The organism is Nocardioides sp. cx-173, assembly GCF_021117365.1.
In the GTDB taxonomy this organism is placed as follows: domain Bacteria; phylum Actinomycetota; class Actinomycetes; order Propionibacteriales; family Nocardioidaceae; genus Nocardioides.
The window spans coordinates 1,920,861-1,946,909 of the sequence record NZ_CP088262.1; the positions used below are offsets into that span (position 1 = coordinate 1,920,861).

The 26,049-nt window shown below is 71.8% G+C and carries 24 protein-coding genes; 16 read left to right on the forward strand and 8 right to left on the reverse strand.

From position 1 onward, the window contains the following. Positions 1 to 84 precede the first annotated feature (84 nt). Genes LQ940_RS09320 through LQ940_RS09335 form a run of 4 tightly spaced genes read left to right on the forward strand, consistent with a single transcriptional unit; the run spans position 85 to position 3,630 of the window. Positions 85 to 837: an SDR family oxidoreductase gene (locus tag LQ940_RS09320; RefSeq protein WP_231243732.1), complete on the forward strand. Its 753-nt coding sequence runs from the start codon at positions 85 to 87 to the stop codon at positions 835 to 837. Continuing rightward, a complete protein-coding gene (locus LQ940_RS09325) occupies positions 834 to 1,682 on the forward strand; it encodes an NAD(P)-dependent oxidoreductase (RefSeq protein WP_231243733.1) in 849 nt (282 codons plus the stop codon). Before LQ940_RS09320 ends, LQ940_RS09325 begins: the two co-directional genes overlap by 4 nt. After that, a complete protein-coding gene (locus LQ940_RS09330) occupies positions 1,679 to 2,062 on the forward strand; it encodes a carboxymuconolactone decarboxylase family protein (protein ID WP_231243734.1) in 384 nt (127 codons plus the stop codon). The genes LQ940_RS09325 and LQ940_RS09330 overlap by 4 nt, the downstream gene beginning before the upstream one ends. After that, positions 2,059 to 3,630: an alpha/beta hydrolase domain-containing protein gene (locus LQ940_RS09335; RefSeq protein WP_231243735.1), complete on the forward strand. Its 1,572-nt coding sequence runs from the start codon at positions 2,059 to 2,061 to the stop codon at positions 3,628 to 3,630. Before LQ940_RS09330 ends, LQ940_RS09335 begins: the two co-directional genes overlap by 4 nt. Positions 3,631 to 3,636: 6 nt before the next feature. On the opposite strand, the gene LQ940_RS09340 is transcribed toward LQ940_RS09335, so the two are convergent. Then, positions 3,637 to 3,774, reverse strand: a complete 138-nt coding sequence (locus LQ940_RS09340; protein ID WP_231243736.1) for a hypothetical protein — start codon at positions 3,772 to 3,774, stop codon at positions 3,637 to 3,639. 14 nt (positions 3,775 to 3,788) lie between these two features. After that, positions 3,789 to 5,156, reverse strand: a complete 1,368-nt coding sequence (locus tag LQ940_RS09345) for an FAD-binding oxidoreductase (protein ID WP_231243737.1) — start codon at positions 5,154 to 5,156, stop codon at positions 3,789 to 3,791. Positions 5,157 to 5,227: 71 nt separating this feature from the next. On the opposite strand from LQ940_RS09345, the gene LQ940_RS09350 reads away from it, so the two are divergent. The 3 genes from LQ940_RS09350 (at position 5,228) to uvrB (ending at position 9,656) form a co-directional block, all read left to right on the forward strand. Further along, a complete protein-coding gene (locus LQ940_RS09350) occupies positions 5,228 to 6,166 on the forward strand; it encodes a DNA-3-methyladenine glycosylase family protein (RefSeq protein WP_231243738.1) in 939 nt (312 codons plus the stop codon). A 17-nt stretch (positions 6,167 to 6,183) separates the two neighbouring features. Beyond that, positions 6,184 to 7,443 (forward strand): phospholipase D-like domain-containing protein, encoded by a 1,260-nt coding sequence (locus LQ940_RS09355; protein WP_231243739.1) that lies wholly within the window; start codon positions 6,184 to 6,186, stop codon positions 7,441 to 7,443. Between the two features lie 68 nt (positions 7,444 to 7,511). Then, positions 7,512 to 9,656 carry an excinuclease ABC subunit UvrB gene (gene uvrB, locus LQ940_RS09360; protein WP_231243740.1) on the forward strand — a complete coding sequence of 715 codons (2,145 nt, stop codon included), beginning with the start codon at positions 7,512 to 7,514 and terminating at the stop codon, positions 9,654 to 9,656. Here uvrB and LQ940_RS09365 read toward each other — a convergent pair. Beyond that, entirely contained in the window at positions 9,613 to 10,692 is a 1,080-nt protein-coding gene (locus tag LQ940_RS09365) for an AbrB family transcriptional regulator (protein WP_231243741.1), read from the reverse strand. The two genes, uvrB and LQ940_RS09365, sit on opposite strands and share 44 nt — an antisense overlap. Before the next feature lie 61 nt (positions 10,693 to 10,753). Between LQ940_RS09365 and LQ940_RS09370 the strand changes: the two genes are divergently transcribed. Further along, positions 10,754 to 11,188: a VOC family protein gene (locus LQ940_RS09370; RefSeq protein ID WP_231243742.1), complete on the forward strand. Its 435-nt coding sequence runs from the start codon at positions 10,754 to 10,756 to the stop codon at positions 11,186 to 11,188. An 18-nt stretch (positions 11,189 to 11,206) separates the two neighbouring features. After that, a complete protein-coding gene (locus LQ940_RS09375; RefSeq protein WP_231243743.1) occupies positions 11,207 to 12,490 on the forward strand; it encodes an MFS transporter in 1,284 nt (427 codons plus the stop codon). A 39-nt stretch (positions 12,491 to 12,529) separates the two neighbouring features. On the opposite strand, the gene LQ940_RS09380 is transcribed toward LQ940_RS09375, so the two are convergent. Further along, a complete protein-coding gene (locus tag LQ940_RS09380; RefSeq protein ID WP_231243744.1) occupies positions 12,530 to 13,291 on the reverse strand; it encodes a hypothetical protein in 762 nt (253 codons plus the stop codon). Between the two features lie 192 nt (positions 13,292 to 13,483). Between LQ940_RS09380 and LQ940_RS21745 the strand changes: the two genes are divergently transcribed. Then, a complete protein-coding gene (locus tag LQ940_RS21745) occupies positions 13,484 to 16,483 on the forward strand; it encodes an ATP-binding protein (protein WP_269217240.1) in 3,000 nt (999 codons plus the stop codon). Between the two features lie 25 nt (positions 16,484 to 16,508). Here LQ940_RS21745 and LQ940_RS09400 read toward each other — a convergent pair whose 3' ends face one another. Continuing rightward, positions 16,509 to 16,970, reverse strand: a complete 462-nt coding sequence (locus LQ940_RS09400; protein WP_231243745.1) for a hypothetical protein — start codon at positions 16,968 to 16,970, stop codon at positions 16,509 to 16,511. Between the two features lie 199 nt (positions 16,971 to 17,169). Here LQ940_RS09400 and LQ940_RS09405 point away from each other — a divergent pair, with 199 nt between their 5' ends. Beyond that, positions 17,170 to 17,538: an MmcQ/YjbR family DNA-binding protein gene (locus tag LQ940_RS09405; RefSeq protein ID WP_231243746.1), complete on the forward strand. Its 369-nt coding sequence runs from the start codon at positions 17,170 to 17,172 to the stop codon at positions 17,536 to 17,538. Positions 17,539 to 17,586: 48 nt separating this feature from the next. Here the strand turns inward: LQ940_RS09405 and LQ940_RS09410 are convergent, their stop codons facing one another. From LQ940_RS09410 to LQ940_RS09420, 3 genes are all read right to left on the reverse strand, one after another. Beyond that, positions 17,587 to 18,882, reverse strand: a complete 1,296-nt coding sequence (locus LQ940_RS09410) for a DUF222 domain-containing protein (RefSeq protein ID WP_231243747.1) — start codon at positions 18,880 to 18,882, stop codon at positions 17,587 to 17,589. Positions 18,883 to 19,535: 653 nt separating this feature from the next. Continuing rightward, a complete protein-coding gene (locus LQ940_RS09415; RefSeq protein ID WP_231243748.1) occupies positions 19,536 to 20,198 on the reverse strand; it encodes a potassium channel family protein in 663 nt (220 codons plus the stop codon). Beyond that, the gene (locus LQ940_RS09420) at positions 20,195 to 20,818 is read right to left on the reverse strand and encodes a DUF1707 SHOCT-like domain-containing protein (RefSeq protein WP_231243749.1); all 624 of its coding nucleotides are present in this window, start codon (positions 20,816 to 20,818) and stop codon (positions 20,195 to 20,197) included. Before LQ940_RS09420 ends, LQ940_RS09415 begins: the two co-directional genes overlap by 4 nt. Before the next feature lie 192 nt (positions 20,819 to 21,010). Here LQ940_RS09420 and LQ940_RS09425 point away from each other — a divergent pair, with 192 nt between their 5' ends. Genes LQ940_RS09425 through LQ940_RS09445 form a run of 5 tightly spaced genes read left to right on the forward strand, consistent with a single transcriptional unit; the run spans position 21,011 to position 26,049 of the window. Continuing rightward, positions 21,011 to 21,784 carry an MlaE family ABC transporter permease gene (locus LQ940_RS09425; RefSeq protein ID WP_231243750.1) on the forward strand — a complete coding sequence of 258 codons (774 nt, stop codon included), beginning with the start codon at positions 21,011 to 21,013 and terminating at the stop codon, positions 21,782 to 21,784. A 10-nt stretch (positions 21,785 to 21,794) separates the two neighbouring features. After that, a complete protein-coding gene (locus tag LQ940_RS09430; protein WP_374107418.1) occupies positions 21,795 to 22,625 on the forward strand; it encodes an MlaE family ABC transporter permease in 831 nt (276 codons plus the stop codon). 12 nt (positions 22,626 to 22,637) lie between these two features. Continuing rightward, the gene (locus tag LQ940_RS09435) at positions 22,638 to 23,987 is read left to right on the forward strand and encodes an MCE family protein (RefSeq protein WP_231243752.1); all 1,350 of its coding nucleotides are present in this window, start codon (positions 22,638 to 22,640) and stop codon (positions 23,985 to 23,987) included. Then, positions 23,987 to 25,069 carry an MCE family protein gene (locus tag LQ940_RS09440; protein ID WP_231243753.1) on the forward strand — a complete coding sequence of 361 codons (1,083 nt, stop codon included), beginning with the start codon at positions 23,987 to 23,989 and terminating at the stop codon, positions 25,067 to 25,069. The genes LQ940_RS09435 and LQ940_RS09440 overlap by 1 nt, the downstream gene beginning before the upstream one ends. Further along, positions 25,066 to 26,049: an MCE family protein gene (locus LQ940_RS09445; protein ID WP_231243754.1), complete on the forward strand. Its 984-nt coding sequence runs from the start codon at positions 25,066 to 25,068 to the stop codon at positions 26,047 to 26,049. Before LQ940_RS09440 ends, LQ940_RS09445 begins: the two co-directional genes overlap by 4 nt.

Consider the following 26,049-nt stretch of genomic DNA (forward strand, 5'->3'; position numbering starts at 1 on the left):
CCAGACAGCGAGTTGAGCCAGGCCGCGACCGAGGAACGAGGTCGCGACGCCGAGTCGAAACCGAGCGACCCAGAGGAGACATGGATGAGCAAGCGTTTCAAGGGCAAGGTCGTCATCGTGACGGGCGCGGCGCAGGGCATCGGCGAGGCGTACGCGAGGGCGCTCGCCGCGGAGGGCGCCTCGGTGGTGGTCGCCGACGTCAACGCCGAGGCAGGGGAGAAGGTCGCGGCCGGCATCAACGAGACCGGGGGCCGGGCGCTCTTCGTGCCGACCGACGTGTCCTCCGCGGAGTCGGCGAGCGCGATGGCCGAGCGGACGGTCGCGGAGTACGGCGGGATCGACGGGCTGGTCAACAACGCCGCCATCTACGGCGACATGCAGTTCGACCTCCTCCTCACCGTCGACTGGGACTACTACCGCAGGTTCATGTCGGTGAACATGGACGGGGTCCTGGTCGTCACCCGCGCGGTGTGGCGGCACCTGAAGGCTCGCGGCGGCGGCTCGATCGTCAACCAGAGCTCGACGGCGGCGTATCTCTACTCCGGCTTCTACGGCCTGGCCAAGACCGGCGTCAACGGCCTGACCCAGCAGCTCGCGCACGAGCTGGGCGGCATGGGCATCCGGGTCAACGCGATCGCCCCCGGCCCCACCGACACCGAGGCCACGCGCACCCAGGCGGGCGACGCGGCCCAGGACCTGGTCAAGGGGCTGGCCCTCAAGCGCATGGGGCAGCCCGAGGACCTGGTGGGCGCCTGCCTGTTCCTGCTCTCGGAGGAGTCGGCCTGGGTGACCGGCCAGATCCTGGCGGTCGACGGCGGTCAGACGTTCCGGCCATGACGCGCGTCGGCTTCGTGGGTCTCGGCAACATCGGCAGGCCGATGGCGCTGCGGCTCGCGTCGGGTGCCGACGACCTGCACGTGTACGACGTCGCCCCCGAGCCCGTCGCCGAGCTGGTCGCCGCGGGGGCCACCGCCGCGGACAGCGTCGCCGGGCTCGCCGGCCGCGTCGAGGTGCTCTGCGTGATGGTCCGCGACGACGACCAGGTGGGCGAGGTGCTCGGCGAGGCGATCGCCGCGGCCCGCCCGGGGCTGGTGGTGGCCGTCCACTCCACGGTCGCCCCGCAGACCCCGCGCCGGCTCGAGGCCGCTGCCTCCCGACACGAGGTCCTGGTGGTCGACGCCCCGGTCAGCGGCGGTGCGATGGGCGCGGCCGACGGGACGCTGGCGATCCTGGTCGGCGGCTCCGAGGACGCCTACGCCGCCGCGCGCCCGGTCCTGGAGCGCATGGGCTCGCTCGTCGTGCACGCCGGGCCGATCGGCGCGGGCACCCAGATGAAGCTGGCCCGCAACCTGATGCACTTCGTGGCCTTCACCGCCGCCACCGAGGCGCAGCGGCTGGCTGAGGCGTCCGGGCTCGACCTGCGCACGCTCGGCGAGGTGGTGCGCCACACCGACGCCGTGACCGGCGGTCCGGGGGCGATCATGCACCGCGACACGGCCGCGCCGATCGCGGAGGGCGACTTCTGGTTCGGCGTCCTCGACCACGTCCGCGCGCTCGGCGAGAAGGACCTGCGCCTCGCCACGGACCTCGCCGACCTGCTCGGGGTGGACGTCCCGCTCGCCCGCCTCGCCCTCGACCGCCTCGGCCCCGGACTCGGCCTCCCACCCCAGGAGCTCTCATGAGCGGCAAGTTCGACGACCTCCCCGAGCGGCGCCGACGCGGGCTGGAGCGGATGGAGGAGGTCTACGGCTTCGAGATGACCGACGGCGAGGGTGACTTCTTCGGCTACACCGCCGACCACCTCTTCGCCGACATCTGGGAGCGCCCGGGGCTCACCGACCGGGACCGGCGGCTGCTGCTCATCGGGCTGCTGGCCGGCACCGGCGGCGCCGACGTGCTCGGCATCCAGGTCCCGGCCGCCCACGCCAACGGCGAGCTCTCGGACGCGGAGCTGCGCGAGATCGTGATCTTTCTGTGCCACTACGCCGGCTGGCCCCAGGGCGCCCGGCTCAACTCGATCGTCGAGGAGACGATCGCCAAGGCCCGCCGGGAGCGGTCGTGAGCGACCGGGCCACCCTGGCCGCGCTGCCGCCCGGCGACACGGGCCTCGCCGGCGCCCGGCCGGGCCCCGACCTGGCGGCGGTGGGCTACACCGAGACCGAGTACGCCGCGTCCGGCACCGCGGTCTCCTACGCCGCCGACGAGCTCGCGCCCGACGGTCGCTGGACGCTGCGCGAGTCGGGGTCCGCGCCCTACGTCACCCGCGTCGTCGTACGCCGCCCGGATCCCGCCGCCGCGAGCGGGACCCTGGTCGTCGAGTGGCTCAACGTGAGCAGCGGCAGCGACGTCGCCCCGGGCTGGACGTTCTACGCCGAGGAGGTCGTGCGCCGCGGCCACGCCTATGCCGCGGTGTCCGCGCAGCACGCGGGCGTCGAGGGCGGCCTGTCCTCGGTCTCGGTCGGCGGCATCGGCAGCCCGGGACTCGGCGGTCGCGACCCGGCCCGATACGGCGCGCTGAGCCACCCCGGCGACGCGTTCGCCTACGACCTCTTCACCCAGGTGGCCCGCGCCGTGGCCCACGACCTGGGCGCGACGTGCGTGCTCGCGACCGGTGAGTCGCAGTCGGCCTACGCGCTGACGACGTACGCCAACGGCGTCCAGCCGCGCGAGGGGCTCTTCGACGGGCTCCTGGTGCACAGCCGCGGGGGAGCGGCGCTGCCCCTGGGGCGGCCCGGTGCCGGCCTGCCCATGGCCGAGGTCGTCGGCGGCACCCCCACGCGCCTGCGCACCGACCTCGACGTCCCGGTCCTCGTCGTCCAGACCGAGACCGACCTGTTCGGCCGGCTCGCGTTCCTGCCGGCCCGCCAGCCCGACCACGAGCGGCTGCGCACGTGGGAGCTCGCGGGCACCGCGCACGCCGACAAGCACATGATCGGCGAGTTCGAGGAGCTCCTGGGCTGCCCGGCGCCGGTCAACCGCGGCCAGCAGGCCTTCGTGCTGCGTGCCGCGCTGCACCACCTGGAGCGCTGGGCACGCCGCGGCCAGGCGCCACGTCACGCCGACCCGCTCGCCGTCGACGGCGACGGGTTCGTGCTGGACCAGGTCGGCAACGTCCACGGGGGCGTCCGGACGCCCGCGGTCGACGCCCCGGTCGAGGTCCTCTCCGGGCTGACCCTGCCCGGTGCCTCGGTCATCTGCGAGCTCTTCGGCAGCACCACCGACCTGCCCGCCGACCGGCTGGCGGAGCTCTGGCGCGACCGCGAGCACTACCTGGCGGCGTACGCCGACGCTGCCGACCGCGCCATCGACGCCGGCTTCGTTCTCGCCGACGACCGCGCCGAGCTGCTCGCCGACGCACGACCAGAGCGCCTCGGCGGCTCCGCGACCACGCGCATGTCGCCGGGCCGGAGGGGTACCAACGGTGACATCGATGCCCCCGGGCACCCCGATCACGACCGAGGAGGAGCACGCATGTCCGAGCAGAGCGGCGAGCGCGGCGCGGCCGAGGAGAACACCGGCGTCCCCGACACCCCGGAGGAGCACGAGGGTCCCTCGTCGCCCTCCTCGACCCCCGGCGGCGAGGAGTCGCGCGCCGACGGCTTCGCCGAGGAGGCCACGGGCAACGACTGAGGCAGGTCAGCTCGCCAGGTCGACCACGACGACGCTGTAGTTGTCGGGCGCCCCGGCGTCCTCGACCGCCGCGGCCACCGCGGCGGCCACCGTCTCGGCGTCCCCGTCGCGCGACAGCAGCGCGTCCAGGTCGGGGCCGAGCACCGCGTGGACCCCGCTCAGAGCACCTTGCCCGGGTTGAGGATCCCGTGCGGGTCCAGCGCCGCCTTCACCGCTCGCTGCATCGCCATCACCTGCGGCGACAGCTCGCGCGCGAGCCCCTGACGCTTGAGCAGGCCGACGCCGTGCTCGCCGGTGACCGTGCCGCCTAGCGCGAGCGCGTCGTCGATGATCTGCTCGAACGCCGCCTCGGCGCGGACCCTCGCGGCGGCGTCGCCCGCGGGCGTGACGATCAGGGGGTGCAGGTTGCCGTCGCCGGCGTGGGCGACGTTGGCGATCAGCACGTCGTGGTGGGCGGCGACCCGCTCGATGCGCCCCAGCATCTCGGGCACGGCGGCCGTGGGCACGCACACGTCCTCGGTGAGCACCGGCCCCAGCCTCTCCAGCGCCGGGTAGGCGAGCCGCCGGGCGGCGAAGAGCGCGTCCGCCTCCTCCTGGTCGGTCGAGGCGGCCGCCCAGGTCGCGCCGGCGCCGGTGAACGCCGCCAGCATCGCCTCCGCCTCGGCCTCGCCGGCGGCGCCGGGGGCGTCGCAGCGGCCCAGCAGCACGACGTTCGCATCCACCGCGAGGCCCATGCCCTTCCACGCGTCGACCGCCTCGAGGCAGTGCCGGTCGACGAGCTCCAGGGCCGACGGCACGATCCCGGCGGCGCCGACCGCCTCGACGGCGCGGCCCGCGTCGACGACCGAGTCGAAGTAGCCGGCGACGGTGCGCTCCTGCGCTCGCGCGGGCCGCAGGCGCACCGTCACCTCGGTGACGACGCCCAGCGTCCCCTCCGAGCCCACCATCAGGGACGTGAGGTCGTAGCCGGCCACCCCCTTGGCGGTGCGCCTGCCCAGGCGCACCACCTCGCCCAGACCGTTCACGACCTCCAGCCCGAGCACGTAGTCGCCGGTGACGCCGTACTTCACGCAGCACAGCCCGCCGGCGTTGGTGGCCACGTTGCCGCCGATCGTCGACCAGGGCGAGCTCGCGGGGTCGGGTGGGTACCACAGGCCGCGCTCGGCGGCGGCCGCCCGCAGGTGGTCGTTGACGACCCCGGGCTGCACGACGGCGAGCCGCTCGACGGGGTCGATCTCGCGGACCTCGGTCATCCGCTCGGTGGACAGCACCACGCACCCGTCGACGGCGTTGGCGCCGCCGGACAGGCCGGTCCCGGCGCCGCGGGTCACCAACGGGGTCGCGTGCTCGAGGCAGGCCAGCACCACCGCTCGGACCTCGGCGGTCTCGCGTGGCCGCACGACCGCGACCGGCGTGCCGTACGCCGCCCACTCGGCCTCGTCGTGTGCGTAGGACGCGGTGACGTCGGGGTCGGAGGTGACCCGCTCCGGCGGGAGGACGGCCTCGAGGTCGGTCAGCAGGGTCATGGCGCTCATGTAACCGCACCGCTCACCGGCCACACCACGACACGTCCGTGCTCGCCCGTAGGCTCGTGACCATGGTGGACGACGGGCGCACCCGGGCATGGCGGCCCGCGTGGCCGTGCTCGGTGGCCGCGGTGCTGCGCCCGCACCGTCGCGGCGCCGGCGACCCGACGTACCGCGTCGACGACGCGGGGCGCCACTGGCGCGGGATCCGTACGCCGGACGGCCCGGCGTCCCTGTCGCTCGAGGCCCGTCCCCGCGACGGCGACGTGCTCGCGCGCGCCTGGGGCCCGGGGGCGGAGTGGGTGCTGGAGTCGGTGCCGGCCATGCTCGGTGCCGAGGACGACTGGTCCGGCTTCGAGCCGCGGCTGCCGGTCCTGGCCGAAGCGCTGCGCCGCCACCCGCACTCCCGGGTCGGCCGCACCGGCCTGGTCATGGAGGCGCTGGTGCCGGCGATCATCGAGCAGAAGGTGACCGGGCAGGAGGCCTTCGCCGGGTTCCGGATGCTGGTCCACCGCTTCGGTGAGCGCGCCCCCGGCCCCGGCCACGACCTGGGACTGTGGGTGCAGCCGACGCCCGAGCGGCTGCGCCAGATCCCCTCGTGGGAGTGGCTGCGGCTGCATGTCGACCCCGCCCGCTCCCGCGCGATCGTCACCGCCGCGCGGGTCGCCGACGCGATCGAGCGCACCGCCACCATCGACCCCGAGGAGGCGGAGGCCCGCCTGCGCTCGCTGCCCGGCATCGGGGTGTGGACCTGCGCCGAGGTGCGGCAACGGGCGTTCGGCGACCCCGACGCGGTCTCGTTCGGCGACTACCACGTCGCCAAGGACGTCGGCTGGGCCCTGACCGGCACGCCGTTCGACGACGCCGAGCTCGAGGAGTTCCTGGAGCCGTGGCGGCCCCACCGCGGACGGGTCGTCACCCTCGTCTACCTGGCCGGGCTGCGTCGGCCCCGCCACGGGCCGCGGATGTCGCCGCGCACGCATCTCCCGGCCAAGGTGACTCGCACGTGACCCACTAGATTGGGGCCGTGGTCACGCGCAGCAACGCTCTCGCCCAGGCGCTGACGATCGCCCGCAAGACCCTGATGTGGCTCCTGGCCGGCCAGCTCGCCGTCGCCGTCAGCATGTCACTCGTCGACTCCTACCGGCGCCGCGGCAAGAAGCCCCGGCCGTTCCCCGTCACCCCGCCGAGCACGGTCGAGGTCGGCGACGGCACCGTCACGACCTACACCTACGGCAGGGACCTGTACGCCGACATGCTCGCCGCCATCGACGGCGCCCAGCGGCAGATCCTGTTCGAGACCTACATCTGGAAGGGCGACGAGACGGGCGAGCGGTTCAAAGCCGCGCTGGCCGCCGCGGCCGATCGCGGCGTGGAGGTCTACTGCATCTACGACGGCTTCGCCAACCTCGTGGTGTCGCCGGTGTTCAAGCACTTCCCCGACAACCTCAAGGTGCTGCGCTACCCGGTGTACGCCGCCGGGTGGCGCTTCTTCGACCTCGCCCGCTACGGGCGCGACCACCGCAAGATCCTGGTCGTCGACGACCACGTCGGCTTCGTCGGCGGCTACAACATCGGGTCGGCGTACGAGACCGAGTGGCGCGACACGCACCTGCGCATCACCGGGCCCGCCGTCTGGGACCTCAAGCGCGCCTTCGCCGACTTCTGGAACCTCAACCGGCGCCGCCGCCTGCGAGCCTCCGAGCGTCCGCTGCTGCTCGAGACCGCCTCGACGTGGGAGTCGCGGATCCGGGTGCACCGCAACATCCCCCGGCTGTGGATGTTCCCGATCCGCTCGGTCTACATCGAGGCCATCAACCGCGCCAGCCGCAACGTGTGGCTGACCACCGCCTACTTCACCCCGGACCAGGACTTCGTCGACGCGATCCGGGCCGCGGCCAGGCGCGGTGTCGACGTGCGGCTGCTGCTGCCCCTGAAGTCCAACCACATCGTGGCCGATTGGATCTCGCGCGGCTACTTCAGCCAGATGCTCTCCGACGGGGTCCGCATCTTCCGCTACCGCGACGCGATGGTGCACGCCAAGACGGCCACCGTCGACGGCACCTGGACCACGGTCGGCACGGCGAACATCGACCGGCTCAGCCTCACCGGCAACTACGAAATCAACGTCGAGGTCATCGACGAGGCGCTCGCCCAGCAGCTCGAGAAGGTCTTCGCCACCGACGAGTCCCACGCGCTGGAGCTCACGAGCCCCGAGTGGGAGGCCCGCGACCTGCACCGCAAGTTCACCGAGTACTTCCTCGCGCCCCTGCGCCCCCTGCTCTGACCCTTCTCTGCCCCCTGCTCCGCACGCACGGTCGGGGCGCTGTCGGTGGCCGCCCGTACGCTGGACTCATGCGTCCCGTCACCGATCTCGAGCGTCGTCTGGCCCCCTTCAAGGTGGAGGCCGACTACGAGCCGAGCGGCGACCAGCCGGCCGCGATCGCGGAGATCACCAAGCGGATCAACGGCGGCGTCCAGGACGTCGTCCTGCTGGGCGCCACCGGCACCGGCAAGACCGCGACCGTCGCCTGGGTGGCCGAGCAGATCCAGCGGCCGATGCTGGTGCTGCAGCCCAACAAGACCCTCGCCGCCCAGTTCGCCAACGAGCTGCGCCAGCTCTTCCCGAAGAACGCCGTGGAGTACTTCGTCTCCTACTACGACTACTACCAGCCCGAGGCCTACGTCCCGCAGACCGACACCTACATCGAGAAGGACTCCTCGATCAACGAGGAGGTCGAGCGGCTGCGGCACTCGGCGACCAACTCGCTGCTGACCCGCCGCGACGTGATCGTGGTGTCCACGGTGTCGTGCATCTACGGCCTCGGCACCCCGCAGGAGTACGTCGACCGGATGCTGCGGCTCAAGGTGGGCGAGGAGCGCGACCGCGACTCGATTCTGCGCCAGCTCGTCGAGATCCAGTACACCCGCAACGACATGTCGTTCACCCGCGGCACGTTCCGGGTGCGCGGGGACACCCTGGAGATCTTCCCGGTCTACGAGGAGCACGCCGTCCGGATCGAGTTCTTCGGCGACGAGATCGAGCGGCTGATGACCCTGCACGCGGTCACCGGCGAGGTCCTCACCGAGGACAACGAGCTCTACGTCTTCCCGGCCACTCACTACGTCGCCGGCCCGGAGCGCATGGAGCGGGCCATCCGCGGCATCGAGCTCGAGCTGGAGGACCAGCTCGCGGCGTTCGAGAAGCAGGGCAAGCTGCTCGAGGCGCAGCGCCTGCGCATGCGCACGACCTACGACATCGAGATGATGCGCCAGGTCGGGTCCTGCTCGGGCATCGAGAACTACTCGATGCACATGGACGGGCGCAGCCCCGGCTCGGCGCCCAACTGCCTGCTCGACTACTTCCCCGAGGACTACGTCGTCGTGATCGACGAGTCCCACGTCGCCGTGCCGCAGATCGGCGGCATGTACGAGGGCGACATGTCCCGCAAGCGCAACCTGGTCGACCACGGCTTCCGGCTGCCGAGCGCCATGGACAACCGGCCGCTGCGCTGGGAGGAGTTCCTCGAGCGGATCGGCCAGACCATCTACCTCTCGGCGACTCCGGGCAACTACGAGCTGGACAAGGTCACCGGCCCCGACGGCCAGCCCGACACCGTCCAGCAGATCATCCGCCCGACCGGCCTGATCGACCCGGAGGTCGTGATCAAGCCGACCAAGGGACAGATCGACGATCTGATCCACGAGATCCGCACCCGCGCCGACAAGCACGAGCGGGTCCTGGTCACCACGTTGACCAAGAAGATGTCCGAGGACCTCACCGACTACCTGCTCGACGCCGGCATCCGCACCCGCTACCTGCACTCCGAGGTCGACACCCTCAAGCGCATCGAGCTGCTGCGCGACCTGCGGCTGGGCGAGTACGACGTGCTCGTGGGCATCAACCTGCTCCGCGAGGGCCTCGACCTGCCCGAGGTGTCGCTGGTGTCGATCCTCGACGCCGACAAGGAGGGCTTCCTGCGCTCGGACAAGTCGCTGATCCAGACCATCGGCCGCGCTGCCCGCAACGTGTCGGGCCAGGTCCACATGTACGCCGACAAGATCACCCCGTCGATGGAGAAGGCGATCGACGAGACCAACCGTCGGCGCGCAATCCAGGTCGCCTACAACACCGAGCACGGCATCGACCCCACGCCGCTGCGCAAGAAGATCGCCGACATCACCGAGATGCTCGCCCGCGAGGACGAGAACACCCAGGAGCTGCTCCAGACCTGGGCCGGCACCGCAGCCTCCGGGCGGGCCGGGGGAGTCAAGGCCAAGCAGCCGGTGCCCGGCCTGTCCAAGGCGGCGTCGGGTCAGCACGCCAAGGACATCGCGGGCCTGCCGAGCTCGGAGCTGGCGTCGCTGATCCAGGAGCTGACCGACCAGATGAAGAACGCCGCCGCCGAGCTGCAGTTCGAGCTGGCCGCACGCCTGCGCGACGAGATCGGCGACCTCAAGAAGGAGCTGCGCCAGATGATGGAGGCCGGCGCCCGCTGAGCCACGGCGCCAGCAGCGGCATCAGCAGCAGGATCATCACCAGCCGGAAGAGCTGCGCGGCCATCACGTAGGTGACGTCGGAGCCGCTGTCGGCGGCGATCGCCAGCACCGCGAACAGCCCGCCCGGCGTGGTGGCGAGGTACGCCGTCAGCGCGTCCACCGAGGTGAACCGGGTCAGCGCTGCGCCCAGCAGCGCGGTGAGCACCAGCATGGCCACGATCAGCAGGGTCACGACCGGGAGCATCCGGGCGATGGAGGCCAGGCTCGCCCGGGTGAAGCGCAACCCCACCTCCACGCCGATCAGTGCGTAGCCTGCCCACTGGACCGGGTCGGGCACCGCGACGTCGCCCAGCCAGCCCGAGGAGGCGATCACCGCCGCGATCGCGAGCGGCGCGAGCAGGGTGGCGGTGGAGACCCGCACGAGGCGGGCGAGGAGCAGCCCGCCGCCCACCGCCGCCACGACGTACACGAGGTCGATCGCGAGCGGCCCGTCCGCCGTCGACAGCACGCCCTGACCGGTCTCGGGGTGGAAGACGACCGCGATCACCAGCGGCAGGGTCACCAGGACCACCAGGACCCGGAGGTACTGCACGACCGTCACGACCCGCTCGTCGGCGCCGAGCTCCCGCGAGATGGCCACCACCCCCGACGCGCCGCCGGCCACCAGCGCGAACGTGCCCGTGACCAGGGAGACGTCGCGACGCAGGGCCAGCAGCCACCCGGCGAACAGGCTGATGCCGATCGTCCCCAGGGTCACCAACAGGACCGGCCCCAGCTCTCCCGCGATCCGCCGCAGCGCCTCGACGCTGACGAGGGTGCCGATGGTCGCCCCGATCACGCCCTGCCCCAGCCGGAACGCGATCGGCGGGACCCGGATCTCGGTCGGCGACGTCAGTGCATGGGTCATGCCGCCGAGCAGGGACCCGAACAGCACGGCCGAGGGGACCCGCATCAGCGAGAACGTCAGCGTCAGCACGATGGTGGCGACCAGGACCAGGGCCGCACCCGCCAGCGGGGTGCGCGCCGCTGCGTTCATCTCCTCACTCTAGGATCCGCCTGGGCGGGTGCTGTCGGTGTCGATGCCTATCGTTGCCGACATGGACGTACGACAGATTCAGGTGACCTTCGACTGTGCCGATCCCCGCGCGCTCTCCCTCTTCTGGAACGCCGCCCTCGGCTACGAGCTGCCGCCGCCCCCGCCGGGCTTCGGCTCATGGGACGAGTTCTCCGAGTCCCTGCCGCCCGAGGAGCGCAACGGCGCCTCGGCGTCGGTGGACCCCACCGGCGCGGGGCCGCGGCTGTTCTTCCAGCGCGTGCCCGAGCCCAAGTCCACCAAGAACCGCGTCCACCTCGACGTCCGGGTCGCCCCCGGCCTCGAGGGCGACGAGCGGATGGCGGCCCTGGAGGCCGAGTGCGAGCGGCTGGTGGCGCTGGGCGCCACCCGGCTCACGCGCTACGAGCCGGCGCTGCCGATGAGCCACGGGTTCCTGGTGCTGCAGGATCCAGAGGGCAACGAGCTCTGCCTGGACTGAGGCCCCTAGGCTGGACCGGTGAGCGAGGCACCCACGGCGAGGGCCGTCTGGCTGGTGTGGGGCGTCGGGCTGCTCACCTACATGGTGGCGGTCTTCCATCGCTCGTCCCTGGCCGTGGCCGGGCTCGCCGCGTCCGAGCGCTTCGACATCTCCGCCTCGCAGCTGGCGACGTTCACGATGCTGCAGCTGCTCGTGTACGCCGGCATGCAGATCCCGGTCGGCCTGCTGGTCGACCGGTTCGGCTCCCGCAGCGTCCTGCTGGCCGGGACGGTGCTGCTGGTCGTCGCGCAGACCGGCTTCGCGCTCGCGGAGAGCTACCCCGTGGCCCTGCTGGCGCGCACCCTGGTCGGCATCGGCGACGCACTGACCTTCATCTGCGTCCTGCGGCTGGTGAGCCGGTGGTTCCCCTCGCGGCGGGTCCCGCTGGTCACCCAGCTCACCGGCACGCTCGGCCAGCTCGGCGCCCTCGGGGCGGCGGTCCCGATGACCTGGGCGCTGAGCCGATGGGGCTGGACCCCGGCCTACCTCGGTGCGGCCGGGCTCGGCCTGGCGCTCGCGATCGCGGCCCTGATCGTGGTCCACGACTCGCCCGACGGCCGCAACCTGCGCGGGCCCCGCATGTCGCTGTCGGCGGCGGGCGCCAGCCTGGTCGCGTCATGGTCGCACCCCGGCACCCGGCTGGGCTTCTGGATGCACTTCACGACGCAGTTCAGCGCCACCGCCCTGACGCTGCTGTGGGGCTACCCGTTCCTGGTGCGGGGCGAGGGCCGGACGCCGCACGAGGCGGGGCTCCTGCTCTCGCTCATGGTGGTCGTCGTGATGGTGAGCGGCCCGGTGCTGGGTCTCCTCATCGGCCGCCACCCGTGGCACCGCTCGAGCATGGTCCTCGGCATCGTGGCGGCCATCGTGGCCGCCTGGACGGTGGTGCTGCTCTGGCCGGGCGAGGCGCCCCTCCCGGTGCTGGTCGTGCTCGTCCTCGTCGCCGGAGTCGGCGGCCCCGCCTCGATGATCGGCTTCGACCTGGCTCGCACCTCCAACCCGGTCGAGCGTCTGGCGAGCGCCAGCGGGATCGTCAACCAGGCCGGGTTCACGGCCTCGCTGGTGCTCGTGGTCGCCATCGGGGTGATCCTCGACTGGCAGACGCCGGGTGACAGCACGTCCTACACGCCGGAGGCGTTCCGCTGGGCGATGAGCGCCCAGTACGTCCTCTGGGGCCTCGGAGCGGTGCAGATCTGGCGCTACCGCCGGCAGGCGCGTGCGGTCATCGACCGTCAGCAGCTGGAGGCCGGAGTCCTCACGTAAGTCGTATGAGCCCCGGCCTGGGACGAGCACGCCCGGTCCTCAGGGTCGCGCGACCATCGTCCCCAACGTCCCCTGGAACGAGGCGAGCCGAACCGTGCGGAACGCCGGGTGCCTCGCGGTGAGATCGGCGACCCTCGCGCGGCCCTCCCTCGGGCTGGGGCAGAGCACCCGCTCGACGTCCTTCTGACGCACGGTGACGGCCATGACGCCGTCGACCAGGAAGCGGACCAGGAACTGCTCGCCGAGCCTCTGCGAGGGCGGCACCTTGACCAGCGCGCAGGTCAGCCCCGGCTGGCCGCCGAGGTCGACCCGCGGCACCAGCCGACCACCCGCCCTGACGTGCCGGATGCTGCCGTTGGGCCGGGTGAGGAACGGCGAGAAGACCATCGTGTCGCGGCCGCGGTCGCCGATGAAGGCGTCGCTGCCGTCGCCCGGTGACCAGATGTTGATGTCGTCGCCCGCGTCGCCCAGCAGTACGTCGCTGTTCGGGGAGGTGAACCGCTCGGGACCGCCGATCAGGATGTCGTCACCACCTCCACCCACGAGGGTGTCGGAACCACGGTTGCCCTGGAGGAGGTCGTCGTTGCCGCGCCCGATGAGGACGTCGGTCGCCTCCATGTGCTGTTTCGCCACCACACCCGGCGGCTGGATGAACGGGTTGCTGGCGACATCGCTGTCCTGACCCCGTGTCACGTCCTTGCCCGCCGTGCCCGGGGCCACGGTGGCGGTCGCACCGACGGTGGACAGGGCGAGCCCGGCGAGGGCCGTCGCGACGATGAACCGTGCACGTGCTGTCTTCATGTGTTTCCCCTGTGTCGTGCCGCCTCCCGATTGGAGGCGGTCTGTCCACCACAGTGGGGTCCGCGGAGGCGTGGTGCCCATAGGGAAGTCACCTCAGATCCGGCCCGAACGTGCGGCAACCTCGTTGCCCCCGCGCCGCGGGCGGAGGATCATCGAGAGCTGACCCCCTCGGGAGGGAGCATGCTGCGCACCTTGACCGCGCCACCGATGTTCGGCCGCGACGCCGAGCTGGACCGGCTGCTGCACGAGGCGGTCGCGGCCCGGGACGGCTCACCTCGTGTCGTCCTGCTGGCGGGGGAGGCCGGCGTGGGCAAGACCGCCTTGTGCCAGACCGTCCTCGCCCGCCGGGACGAGCTCAGCGTCGTCGGTCACTGCCTGCCGCTCCAGGGTGAGTCGATCCCCTTCGCGCCGGTCGTGGGGACGCTCCGGGGCATCTGCCGGTCGCTGGACGACGAACGCCTGGGGCGGCTGCTCCGCTGGTGGCCGGTCGAGCTCGACTCGCTGCTGCCGGTCAGCGTGCTGGATCCCAGAACGCCCCGTGCCCCGTCCACAGCGAGCGGCCGGTCGGCGCAGTCGCGCATGTTCGAGTGTTTCCTCAGCCTCATCGGCGACCTCACGGCGGACTCGGACGTGGCGTGGCTGGTCGAGGACGTGCACTGGGCCGACCGTTCGACCCTCGACCTGCTCGCCTTCCTCGCGCGGAACCTGACCACGGAGCGACTCCTGCTCCTCATGACGGTGCGGACCGACGAGCTGCACGGCGAGCATCCCCTGCGTGGCTGGCTGCACGAGATGGGGCGGCTCGCCGGGGTGACCCGGCTCGACCTTCCCCGCCTGGACCGGGCGGCCACGGGGGAGCAGCTGCGCAGCATCGCCGCCGCGTCCTCGGACCAGCCCACGCTCGACGAGGCGCAGGTCGACGCGCTCTTCGAACGCTCGGCCGGGAACCCGCACTTCAGCGAGGAGCTCCTGGAGTGGACGCGCGAGCCGGGCCGGCCGCTCCCGGGCAGCCTGCGCGACCTCGTGGCCGCTCGCCTCGCCACGCTTCCGTCGACGACCAGGCGGTTCCTGGACGTCGGAGCCGTGCTGGGCACCTTCGACCTCGCGCTGCTGGCCGAGGTGTCGGCGGCTCCCGAGCCGGACGCCGAAGCCGCGATCCGGGCCGCGGTGGACCGGCACCTGCTGGAGCCGGTGGGCGCCACGTCGTACGCCTTCGTCCATCCGGTGTTCCGTGATTGCCTCGAGGCCGAGCTGCTGGCCGCGACGCGCCGACGCCTGCACGAGGCGGCGGCGCGCGCATTGGCGGCGCGCGAGGAGGACCCGGCCGACGCGTTCGAGACCAGCGGGATGGTCGCTCACCACTGGGAGCAGGCGCAGGCCCCCGGCCCCGCCTTCCAGGCTGTGGTCCGGGCCGGGCTGGCCGCCGAGCGGCTGTGCGCCTTCGCGGAGGCGGACGACTACCTGCGGCGTGCTCTCACTCTCGGTGAGCGGGACGACGTCGACGTGGCCGGCTCCGGTCTGACGGAGTACGACCTGCTCCTGCACGCCGCGGAGGTCGCCCACCTGGTGGGCGACGACGCGCGCGCGGTCGAGCTCGGCGACCGGGCGATCGGGTTATCGGCCGACGCCGAGAGGCAGGCGGTGGCTCTCGAGCGCAAGGGTCGCTACTGCTTCAGCGCGGGTCGGGCCGAGGAGGGCGACGCGGCCTTCCGCTCCGCGCTGGCGCTGCTCTCCTGCGAGCCCTCGCGAGCACGGGCGCGGGTGCTGTCCGGGCGTGGGCTGCTGGCAACCGGCTGGACCCGGTTGGACCTCGCGCTCGAGGTCTGCACCGAGGCGATCGAGGTGGCTCGCGCGGTGGGGGCCGAGCGGGAGGAGGGACGCGCGCTCAACGCCTTGGGGGTGGCGACCGCCCTGCTCGGCGACCTGTCCCAGGGCATCGACCACTGCCGTCGGGCCGTCTCCCTCGCCGAGCGGCTCGACGATGCCGACGACCTGAGCCTGGCCTACATCAACCTCACCCACCTGCTCTCGTTGGCCGGCTCCTGCGACGAGGCGCTCGAGGTGGGAGAGCGCGGGTACGCCGCCCTGACCCGGGTCGGGCTGGCGCGTCAGGACGGCAGCTTTCTGCAGGCCAACGTGGCCGAGGGGCTGGAGCGGGCAGGTCGTTGGCGGGAGGCGGACGATCTGCTCGAGCAGGCCCTCGCCCAGCACCCGCGGGGTCTGCGGAGCTTCCCGGTCCTCGAGCACGCGGCCCGCCTCGCCCTGCACCGAGGAGAGGCGGCCGCCGACGGGCTCGTCAGCCGGGCGAGAGCCCTCCTGGACGAGCACGCGGCGCCGGACTCGTGGCGTCGGGAGCTCTGCGAGGTAGAGGCCGAGCTGCACCTGTGGGCGGGCCGCCCCGCGGAGGGACTCGTCGCCGCGCGGACCGGGCTGGACCTGATCGAGCGGGGTGACGAGGCGCGGTTCGCCGGTGCCCTGGTCACCCTGGCTGCCCGCGGGCTGGCCGACCTGTCCGAGGGAGCGAGGTCCGGGCACGCGGAGCCCGGGGAGCCCGGCGAGCTGGCGCGGGCCCGGGAGGCGCTGGTCTCGCGCGCCGAGGCGATGCGGCCCAGTCCGCTGGCGGGTGCCGCTCATCCGATGCCGGACGGGCGGGCGCACGAGGCGACCCTGCGGGCCGAGCTCGGCCGGGGCAGCGGAATGCCGGACCTCGGGGAGGCCTGGGTGGCGGCCGCCGCGGCCTGGGAGCGACTCGACCGTCCCTTCCAGGCGGCGTACGCCCGGTGGCGCGAGGCCGAGGCGCGGGTGCTGGGAAAGCAGACGGGGGAGAGGCCGGTGAGCGCCGTACGCCGAGCGCATGCCGCGGCCACGACGTTGGGCGCCCACCGCCTGGTCCAGGAGGTCGAGCTCCTGGCCCGCTGGGGACGGGTGGACCTCGTGGAAGCGGCCACCGACGCGGGCGCCGCACCGGGCTATCCGGGGCTGACGGCCCGTGAGGACGAGATCCTGCAGTGCCTGATGGCCGGCCGGACGAACCGCGAGATCGGCGCCGACTTGTTCATCAGCGTCAAGACCGTGAGCGTCCACGTCTCCAACATCCTGCGCAAGCAGGGGGTGGCCTCGCGCGAGGAGGCCGCCCGCCTCGGCCACCGACATCGCCGGGCCGCTCCGCACCCGGATGGGTCGGGAGCGTGACCCGGCGTCAGCGTGCACCCCAGGGTCAGGGCACCAGGACGTCGACGACCCACGTGACCTGGTAGACGGCGTCGCCGTCGGCGCTTGCCAGCCTGGACGTCGCAGTGCGGGCTACGCAGGGGATCGTGGTCGAGTCCAGAACCTGCCGAGTGGCGCCGTCGACCTCCAGCAGCTTGACGCGCTCGGGCGCCGCGAAGAGGTCGCTCCCGTCGAACAGCGTGTTGCGCTTCTGCCCCTCGAAGTAGGTGCGCTGCGCGGTGAACGTGTTGCCGAGCTTGAGCCGGATCTCGTCGGTGCCCTGGTTGTCCTCCTGGATGTCGCGGGCCTTGACCGAGATGACCCGGATCTGGCAGAGGCTGCCGGGCGCGGCCGCCGGACTGGCGGAGGAAGCGGGGGCGGCGGCGCCGGCCGGGACGGTGACCGCACCCAGCCCGGTGAGGGCGAGCGCGGTGGTGCCGAGTGCTGCGAAGACGGTCTTGCTGTTCATGATGGGTTCCCCTTCCGGGATCCTGTCCCGCGTCGGGGTGACCCGGGGACAGGCTCCACGTTGCGGCCGACGCAGGCCCCGGCACATCGGGAGGCCCGCCCTAGGCGTGGCCAGGAGGACCTCAGATTCGGCGCGTGCGGGCGGGCCCTCGCCGTGAGCGGCGCCGGTGTGCAGCGCCTCGCGGTCGTAGGTTGTCGGCATGGACGTCGAGACCATGCAGGCCCACTGCCTGTCCAAGCCGGGTGCGTGGGCGGACAACCCCTGGGAGCACGAGCACCCGGTGGTCAAGGTCGGCGAGGGCGAGCGCGGCAAAATCTTCGCCTTCCTCGGCGCCGGGGGAGTCGGGATCAAGGGCGGCCCCAGCCGCGAGGCCGCCGACGAGTGGCTCGACCGCTACCCCGGCGACGCCACGGTCATGGCCTACATCGGCCGCTCCGGCTGGAACGACCTGTCGTTCTCCGGCGCCATCCCGGACGAGGAACTCCTCGAGGCGGTCGACGAGTCCTACCGCCTGGTCGTCGCGAAGCTTCCGAAGAAGCAGCGCCCCGCCGGCTGGGATGCGGTCTGAGCGATCTCAGGCACGCCGGTGGCCCCGCGGTGGCGGGGTGTGGGGCGGTCAGGGTCTCTGGCGTGGGACCGGTTCGGTGCCGGTGTGGTCGCGGCGGTAGGTGTGGCCGTGGGGTGAGTGCCAGACATAGGTGCCGCGGTCGAGGACGTCGTAGGTCCAGCCGCCGTGGGTCTTGAGGCGATGGTGCCCGCGACACAGTGGTGCTGAGTTGTAGGAGCAGGTCGGTCCGCCCTGGTTGTAGGGGGTGACGTGGTCGTGGTCGCAGCGTTCTGCTGGTCGGGTGCACCAGGGGAACACGCAGTGGTGGTCGACGAGGTCGTCCTGCTCGACGAGGCGGTCGGGGTGCTCGTAGGCCGCGACGTGAATGTGCTCGGCGAGGTCCCGCACGGGCTTGACGTTGATGACTGTGGTGCCGGGTGCCCCACACCACTCGCGGATGGTCTCGAGCAGCACCGGCTTGCGCCCTGCCCGCCCGATGGTGGCGTGCGGGTCGCCGAACACCCCGGCCTCGTGGACGTGCAGGTCGATCACCCGGGTGATCTTGATGCTCTTCTCGGTGGTTGAGGAAGGACGAAGTCCTGTCTCGAAACCACCCTTGGCTCCGTCGAACGGGAGCGTGTCCTGCCCGCGGGCGAGGTCACCGGCGGCCTGGGCGCGTCGTACGTCCAGCGACTCGGTCGACCCGGCGGCCTTCCGGTCGGCGGCGAGCCGGCTGATCGCGGTGTCGAGGTCGAGGGCGTCTTGGGCGTCCAGGGTCCCGTTGATCTCGATGGTGCCTTCGAGGGACATGGCCTCGGTGTGGATGTCGAGCGTGCGCCCGTCGGCGGCTTGGCGGCGTAGCTTCTCGGCCTGCTCGGGGTCGAACCGGGCGATCGCGGTGGTGATCTGTCGTTCGACCTCGGCGTAGGAGACCTTGTGCGCGCAGTAGGCGACCCGGGCGTCGACGAACGCCGCGCCGGCCAGGGGTAGGCACATGGTGTGCTCGGCGATCCACCGGGCTTTCCAGAACCCGAGCTGACCGGCTTCGACCCTTGCCCAGATCCTGGGCAGGCGGTACTTGATCTCGAGGGCGGCGCCGATGTAGCGCTTGGCGGAGTCGGTGGACATGCCCAGGGCGGCGCCGAACTCCATGACCGCGAACTCGCTGACCCCGGGTGCGCCGGGGCCGGCGAGCGGGATGCCGTGGTCGCCGAACGCGGCGTCGTCTTCGTCGTGGGTCTCGTGGAGGGCGCACCAGTCGTGGACGAGGTGGAGGCGTCGCAGCTCGGCGTCGGTGGCTGCTCGGGTCTCGGCGCGGACACCGTCGAGCAGTTGTCTGCTCTGGTCGGGTCCGGGGGTGCTCATGGGTCTACTCAAGCACCCGCCACCGACAGTCAAGAGGTCGAGAATGCCCTTTGTCCACAGGGTTCTGAGCACTTTCTGAACCCGTCGGTGGTCGAGGTGTGAAGGCGTGCAAAGCCCCTTCGGTGGTCGAGGTGCGAAGGCGTGCAACGCCTGAGCCTCGAGACCCCCGCCGTACCCCCGGCTGCTTCCCGAATCACTGGGTCTCGAGGCTCGTCCCTTCGAGGCTCGCTGCGCTCGCACCTCAGGACAAGCACTGGTGCTCCTCGCACCTCGACCACCGAGAGGGCGCGGCCCCGTTCGGTGGTCGAGGTGTGAAGGCGCCCTGGCGCCTGAGCCTCGAGCCCCCGCGGCCTGACCGCCGTACCCCCGGCTGCTTGCCGGGTCACTGGGTCTCGAGGCTCGTCCCTTCGAGGCTCGCTGCGCTCGCACCTCAGGACAAGCGCTGGCGCTCCTCGCACCTCGACCACCGAAAGGCCTCGGTGGTCGAGGTGTGAAGGCGCCCTGGCGCCTGAGCCTCGAGACCCCCGCGGCCCGACCGCCGTACCCCCGGCTGCTTCCCGGGTCACCGGGTCTCGAGGCTCGTCGCTGGCGCTCCTCGCACCTCGACCACCGGAGGGGCGCTGGCGCTCCTTGCGCCGAGACGCCGAGGCGGGTCAGCGGCGGGAGTGGCGGATGGCGTTGAGGCCGACGAGGCGGGCGACGACGAGGGCGACGTAGAAGACGCCGGCGACCTGCTCCACCATCACCAGCGAGCGGGCGTGGTCGCCGATCGGCACGATGTCGGAGAGGCCGACGCTGGTGAGGGTGGTGAAGGACAGGTAGAGCAGCTCGAACCAGCTTTGGTCGCCCCTTCCGCCGAGCCCGGCGAACGAGTCCGGCCAGACGACCTGCGCGGCGGCGTAGACGTAGGCGAAGGCCCAGGCGACCACCGTGAAGGCGGCGCCGGTCGCGTAGAGCTCGTCGCGGGTGACCTTGTCGTCGTGGAAGAGGTAGCGGATCATCGCGTAGGAGACGTAGAGGTAGAACGGCACGTGGAAGACGGCGGAGACGAGCACGACCCAGGCGGTCGAGGGCTGCAGGGCCTCGAAGATCGTGAAGACCATCGCCGGTCCGCCGAGCAGGACCGCGACCCAGCTCAGCGCCGGGGTACGGCGCACGGCCCAGGCCGCGAGCAGCACCACCGACATCTGCACGACCCCGACCACGGCGCGGCCGGCGACCGAGCCGTCGAGGAACGGGTAGGACAGCACCGCCACCAGCTGCATCACCAGCAGCACCGCGGAGGGGTGCTGGCGCACGGTGTGGGCCGTGATCACGCCCGGCCGTCCTCGTCGCCCGCTTCGTCCGCATCGTGGGGGCCGCCGGAGCCGCCGCTGCTGCCCGTGCTGCCGGGGGGCCGCTCGAGTTCGAGGCGGCGCTGCCGATCGAGCTCCTTGGCCTGCTTCTCCTCCAGGCGCTGGAGGTGCCGGTCGATGATGTCCTGGCGTCGCATCAGCGTCTGCGCAAGGTTGATCCCGGTGCCGGCGATGACGAAGGCCGGCCAGAAGAACTCCCCGAACATCACCACCGACCAGATCACCAGGCAGATCGCGCTCGGCAGGAGGAACGTGGCGAGCGCCTCGCGGCGGTCCGACTCGTACTGGCGCCGGGCCCGGGCCGCCAGGTCGCCCGAGTCGGCGTGCGTCAGGCCGTGGGTCCGTGCCGGGGCGCTCGCGACCAGGTCGGAGACCAGCGGCGGCAGGTCGGCGAGCGTGCGCGCGGCGGTGACGGCCGCGCTGCGCTCGTCGAACTCCGTGCGGTCCAGGCGGCCGTCGGCATAGGCGGTGGCCAGCAGCGAGCGCACGACCTCACGGTCGCGGTCGGAGGCGCGCAGACCGGCGAAGGCGGGGTCACGAGGGTCCTGGGCGAGCGCCGCCCACAGCTCGTCGGCGGTCACGCTGGCCCTCGGGCAGGGGCACCGGCGTCAGATCTCACACTGCGCATCCTAGGGAGCCGATCGGCCCCGGCCGCTCTGGACGCGGGCGCGGCGCGCCCAGGATCGGTGCGTGACGCCTGGGGACGTGTCTCGTTAGCCAAGAACAAGAACACGTTCTATTGTGGCGGTCGTCGCACTGACGGGGAGGTACGAATGGCGTTCAGCGCTGTGTCCGTCCTCCGTGGACCCGGCGAGCTGGCGGCCATGACGGTCGACGTCGCGAAGCTCAGCTTCACCACGCGGTTCCAGCTGCGGGAGTTCATCGAGCAGGCCTGGTTCATCACCAGCGTGACGCTGATGCCGACGATCCTGGTCTCGATCCCGTTCGGCGCGGTCATCTCGCTCCAGGTCGGCAACCTCACCGGCCAGCTGGGCGCCCAGTCGTTCGCGGGCGCGACCGCCGTGCTCGCCGTCGTCCGCGAGGCCGCGCCCATCGCGGCGGCGCTGATCATCGCGGGTGCGGCCGGATCCGCGATCTGCTCGGACCTGGGGGCCCGCAAGATCCGCGAGGAGATCGACGCTATGGAGGTCCTCGGCGTCAACCCGCTCGCCCGCCTCGTCGTGCCCCGGGTCGCCGCGACCATGTTCGTGGCGCTGATGATCATCGGCATCGTGATCGGCGCCGGGATCGGCGGCGGCTACTTCTTCACCGTGATCGTCCAGGGCGGCTCCGCCGGCGCGTTCCTCTCCTCGTTCACGGCGCTGGCCTCGCTCTCGGACCTCTACATCGCCATCGTCAAGGCGGTGGTCTTCGGCGGCATGGCCGCGGTCGTGGGCGCCTACAAGGGACTCAACGCCGGCGGCGGTCCCAGCGGTGTCGGGCGGGCGGTCAACGAGTCGGTGATCGTCGCCTTCATGCTGCTGTTCTTCATCAACGCGGTCATCACGGCCATCTACTTCCAAGTCGTCCCACCGCCGGGGCTCTGAGATGGCGACCATGGGGACGATCGCCGGAGCGGTCATCGACGGACGACGCAGGTCGCTGGAGGCCTACGGCGACCAGCTGATGTTCTACGTCAAGGCGCTGGCCTGGACGCCGCGCGCGATCCGCCGCTACCCGCGCGAGATCACCAACACGCTCGCCGAGGTCTCCTTCGGCGCGGGCGGCCTCACGCTCATCGCCGGCACCGTCGGTGTGATCGCGTTCCTCTCCTTCTTCGCCGGCACCGAGGTCGGCATCCAGGGCTACGCCTCGCTGAGCCAGCTGGGCGTCGCGAAGTTCAGCGCGTTCATCTCGGCCTACTTCAACACCCGCGAGGTGGCGCCGCTGATCTCCTCGATCGCGCTGGCCGCCACCGTCGGCTGCGGCTACACCGCCCGCCTGGGCGCGATGCGGATCTCCGAGGAGATCGACGCGCTCGAGGTCATGGGCATCCCGTCCCTGCCGTTCCTCGTCACGACGCGGATGATCGCGGCGTTCATCGCCGTCATCCCGCTGTACGTCGTGGCGCTCAGCGCCTCCTACCTCTCGCCCCGCCTGATCACGACCATGATCTACGGCCAGTCCTCGGGCACCTACGACCACTACTTCCTGCAGTTCCTGCCGCCCATCGACATCCTGTGGTCGTTCTTCAAGCTGCTCTTCCTGGCCTCGGCGATCATCCTGATCCACTGCTACTACGGCTACACCGCTTCCGGCGGCCCCGCGGGCGTCGGTACGGCGGTCGGCCGCGCGATCCGCACCAGCATCGTGTTCACCGTCGTCGCCGACTTCTTCCTCAGCTTCGCCATCTGGGGCTCCACGACCACCGTCCGGATCACGGGGTAGCCGGGGATGGGCATGCTGGTCAACATCCACCACGACAGCCCGGCGGAGCACCGCCGGCTGCTGGTCGCGGGCGTCGTGTTCCTCGCCGTCATGTCGGGGCTGGTGTGGTTCTCGATCGCGGTCTACCAGAAGAAGTTCGACACGGTCACCACCGTCACGATCAAGGCGGACAAGGCGGGGCTGCAGCTGGCGAAGTTCGGGGACGTGCGACTCAACGGCGCCCTGGTGGGGCAGGTCCGCAGCGTCGAGCAGGACGGCGAGCAGGCCTCCATCGTGGTGGCGCTGGAGCCGGCGGCGGCGAGGGAGATCCCCGACAACATCGAGGTCGAGATCCTGCCGACCACGCTCTTCGGGCAGAAGTTCATCTCCTTCGTGCGCCCGCAGTCCCCCTCGAGCACGCCGTTGGGCGACGGCGACGAGATCCCGGCCGACCGCGTGGACACCAACGTCGAGCTGAGCCGGATCCTGGCCGAGCTGTTCCCGCTGCTGCGCGCGGTCCAGCCGGCCGACCTCAACGCCACCCTCCACGCCCTCGCCACGGCGCTGGAGGGCCGCGGCGAGCAGATCGGGGCGACCCTCGAGCGCCTCGACGGCTACCTCGGCGCGATCGACCAGAGCCTGCCCACCCTCCGCGAGGACCTGGTCACGCTCGCCGACGTCGCCGACGTCTACGACGGTGCCGCTCCGGACCTGATCGGGGTGCTGCGCAACCTCACCGTGACCAGCCGGACCGTGCTCGACCAGCGCACGCAGCTCGACGTCTTCTTCGGCGACGTCGGTGGGCTCTCCGACACCACGACCCGCATCCTGGCCGACAACGAGGACGACCTGATCCGCCTGGGCCAGGTGACCGAGCCGGTCCTGAAGCTGCTCGACGTGTACTCGCCGGAGTTCCCCTGCCTGCTCCGGGGCGCGGCCCGCTACAAGCCGGTGCTCGCCTCGACGTTCGAGGGCAAGCAGGTCAAGCAGTTCATCGAGTTCGGGACCGCCCAGTACCGCGCCTACGACCAGCGCGACCTGCCCGAGTACGGCGAGGTCGGCCATGGGCCGTGGTGCTCAGGGCTGCCCTTCCCGCCGGTCCCGATCGGCCCCAACTCGTTCAAGGACGGCTCGGACCTCGACGACGACCCGCCGACCAGCGACCTGCCGCCGATCCCACTGCCCGGCCTCACCCGCCAGGAGCTGATCAGCACCTCGCAGCGCGGGTTCGGCGCCGGCATGTCCAGCGGGTACGCCGGCAGCGCGGCCGAGCAGGCCGTCGTCAACGCCGTGCTGGCCGGTGAGTCCGGTCGGCCGGCCGACAGCTACGGGTCCCTGGGCTCGCTGCTGTTCGGCCCGGTGCTGCGCGGGGACGACGGCTGATGTCGCGCAACTCGGTGACCATCGCCTCGGGCGTCAAGCTCGCGATCTTCACGGTCGTCTCGATCCTGGTGACCGGTCTGCTCGCCGCGATCATGGGCAACATCGGATTCGGCGCCGGACGGGAGTACCAGGCCGTCTTCACCACGGCCTCGATGCTGGAGAAGGGCGACGACGTGCGCGTCGCGGGGGTCAGTGTCGGCGAGGTTAAGAAGGTCGAGCACTTCGAGCGCAACCATGCCCTGGTCACCTTCCGGGTCAAGGCCGACGTCCCCCTGACGACCGCCTCGCGCGCCGAGATCCGCTTCCTCAACCTCGTCGGCGACCGCTACCTCGCGCTGGAGGAGGGAGCCGACTCCGAGGCCGACGCGCTCGGGGACGGGGAGCGGCTGCCGATCGATCAGACCAGCCCGGCGCTCGACCTCACGACGCTGTTCAACGGCTTCAAGCCGCTCTTCCAGGCCCTGCGGCCCGAGCAGGTCAACGAGCTCACGATGAACCTGATCCAGGTCCTGCAGGGCGAGGGCGGGACGATCAGCGGGCTGCTCGAGCACACGGCCTCCCTCACCAACACGCTCGCGGACCGCGACCAGCTCATCGGGCAGGTCATCGACAACCTCGGCACCACCCTCGAGACCGTCTCCAGCCGGCGCGAGCAGCTCTCGGAGCTCGTGCTCGAGCTCAAGGGCTGGATGGGCGACCTGGCCGCAGACCGGTCCGTGATCGGCTCCTCGCTGGGCAACATCAGCGACCTGACCGTCGTGCTGGCCGACCTCCTGCGCGAAGGTCGCCCGGTCCTCAAGGCCGACATCGCCGAGCTGCGCCAGCTCGCCGCGCTGCTCAACAAGAAGACCAACCGCGACCAGCTCGTCGAGCTGCTGGACCGGCTGCCGGAGTCGATGACCGACCAGACCCGGACCGGCACCTACGGATCCTGGTACTCCTACTACATCTGCGGGTTCTCGGGGAACATCACCCTGCCCGAGCTCGACATCCCCGGCATCCCGCCGCGGCTGCTCAACCAGCTGCTCGCCGGGCTCACCGACATCGAGTTCCACTCCTCGGCCAAGAGGTGCAACCGATGAGCCGGCACAGCGACGCCCGGATCCTCCGGCTGGGGGCGATCACGCTGGTGGTGATGCTCGTGATCATGGCCGCGGCCTTCAACCTCTCGAGGTTCCCCGGCTTCGGCGGCACGTCGTACACCGCGGAGTTCAGCGACGCGAGCGGCATCCACCGCGGCAACATGGTGCAGGTCGGCGGCATGCGCGTCGGCCGCGTCCAGGACGTGACCCTCGAGGGCGCGAAGGTGGTCGTGAAGTTCGAGGTCGACAACGGCGTCGAGTTCGGCACCGAGAGCGAGGCCTCCATCGAGGTGCTCAACCTGCTGGGGGAGAAGTACCTCGAGCTGACCCCCGCCGGCGACGGCCAGCTGGACCAGGACACCGCGATCCCGGTCGAGCGCACCGAGTCGGCCTACGACATCGTCGGCGTCTTCGGCGACCTGACCCAGACCACCGAGGACATCGACAAGGAGCAGCTGGTCGAGGCGCTCGGCGTCGTGGCCGACACCGTCGACTCGGCCGCCCCCGAGATCGAGGCCTCCTTCGAGGGCATCACCCGGCTCTCCCAGACCGTGGCCTCCCGCGACGAGCAGATCAAGGGCCTGCTCGCGAGCTCCAAGGACGTGAGCGCGCTGCTCGCCCGACGCGGCGGCGACCTCGTCGACCTGATGAAGAGCAGCGACCTGGTCTTCGCCGAGGTGCAGAGCCGCAAGGAGGCGATCCACCTGCTGCTCGTCAACGCGCGGTCGCTGGCCGTGCAGCTGCGGGGCGTGGCCGAGGACAACCAGGCGCAGATCGGCCCCGCCCTGGCCGAGGTCGACCAGCTGCTCGGGCTGCTCAACTCCAAGGAGAAGGAGCTCAAGGCCACGCTCGCCGCGCTGGGGCCCTACGTGTCCATCCTGGGCAACATCATCGGCACCGGCCCGTGGTTCGACGCGTACGCCGTCAACCTGGCCGGGATCCCCACGGGCGAGTTCCTGCCCGGACCGCTGGGGGGCTGA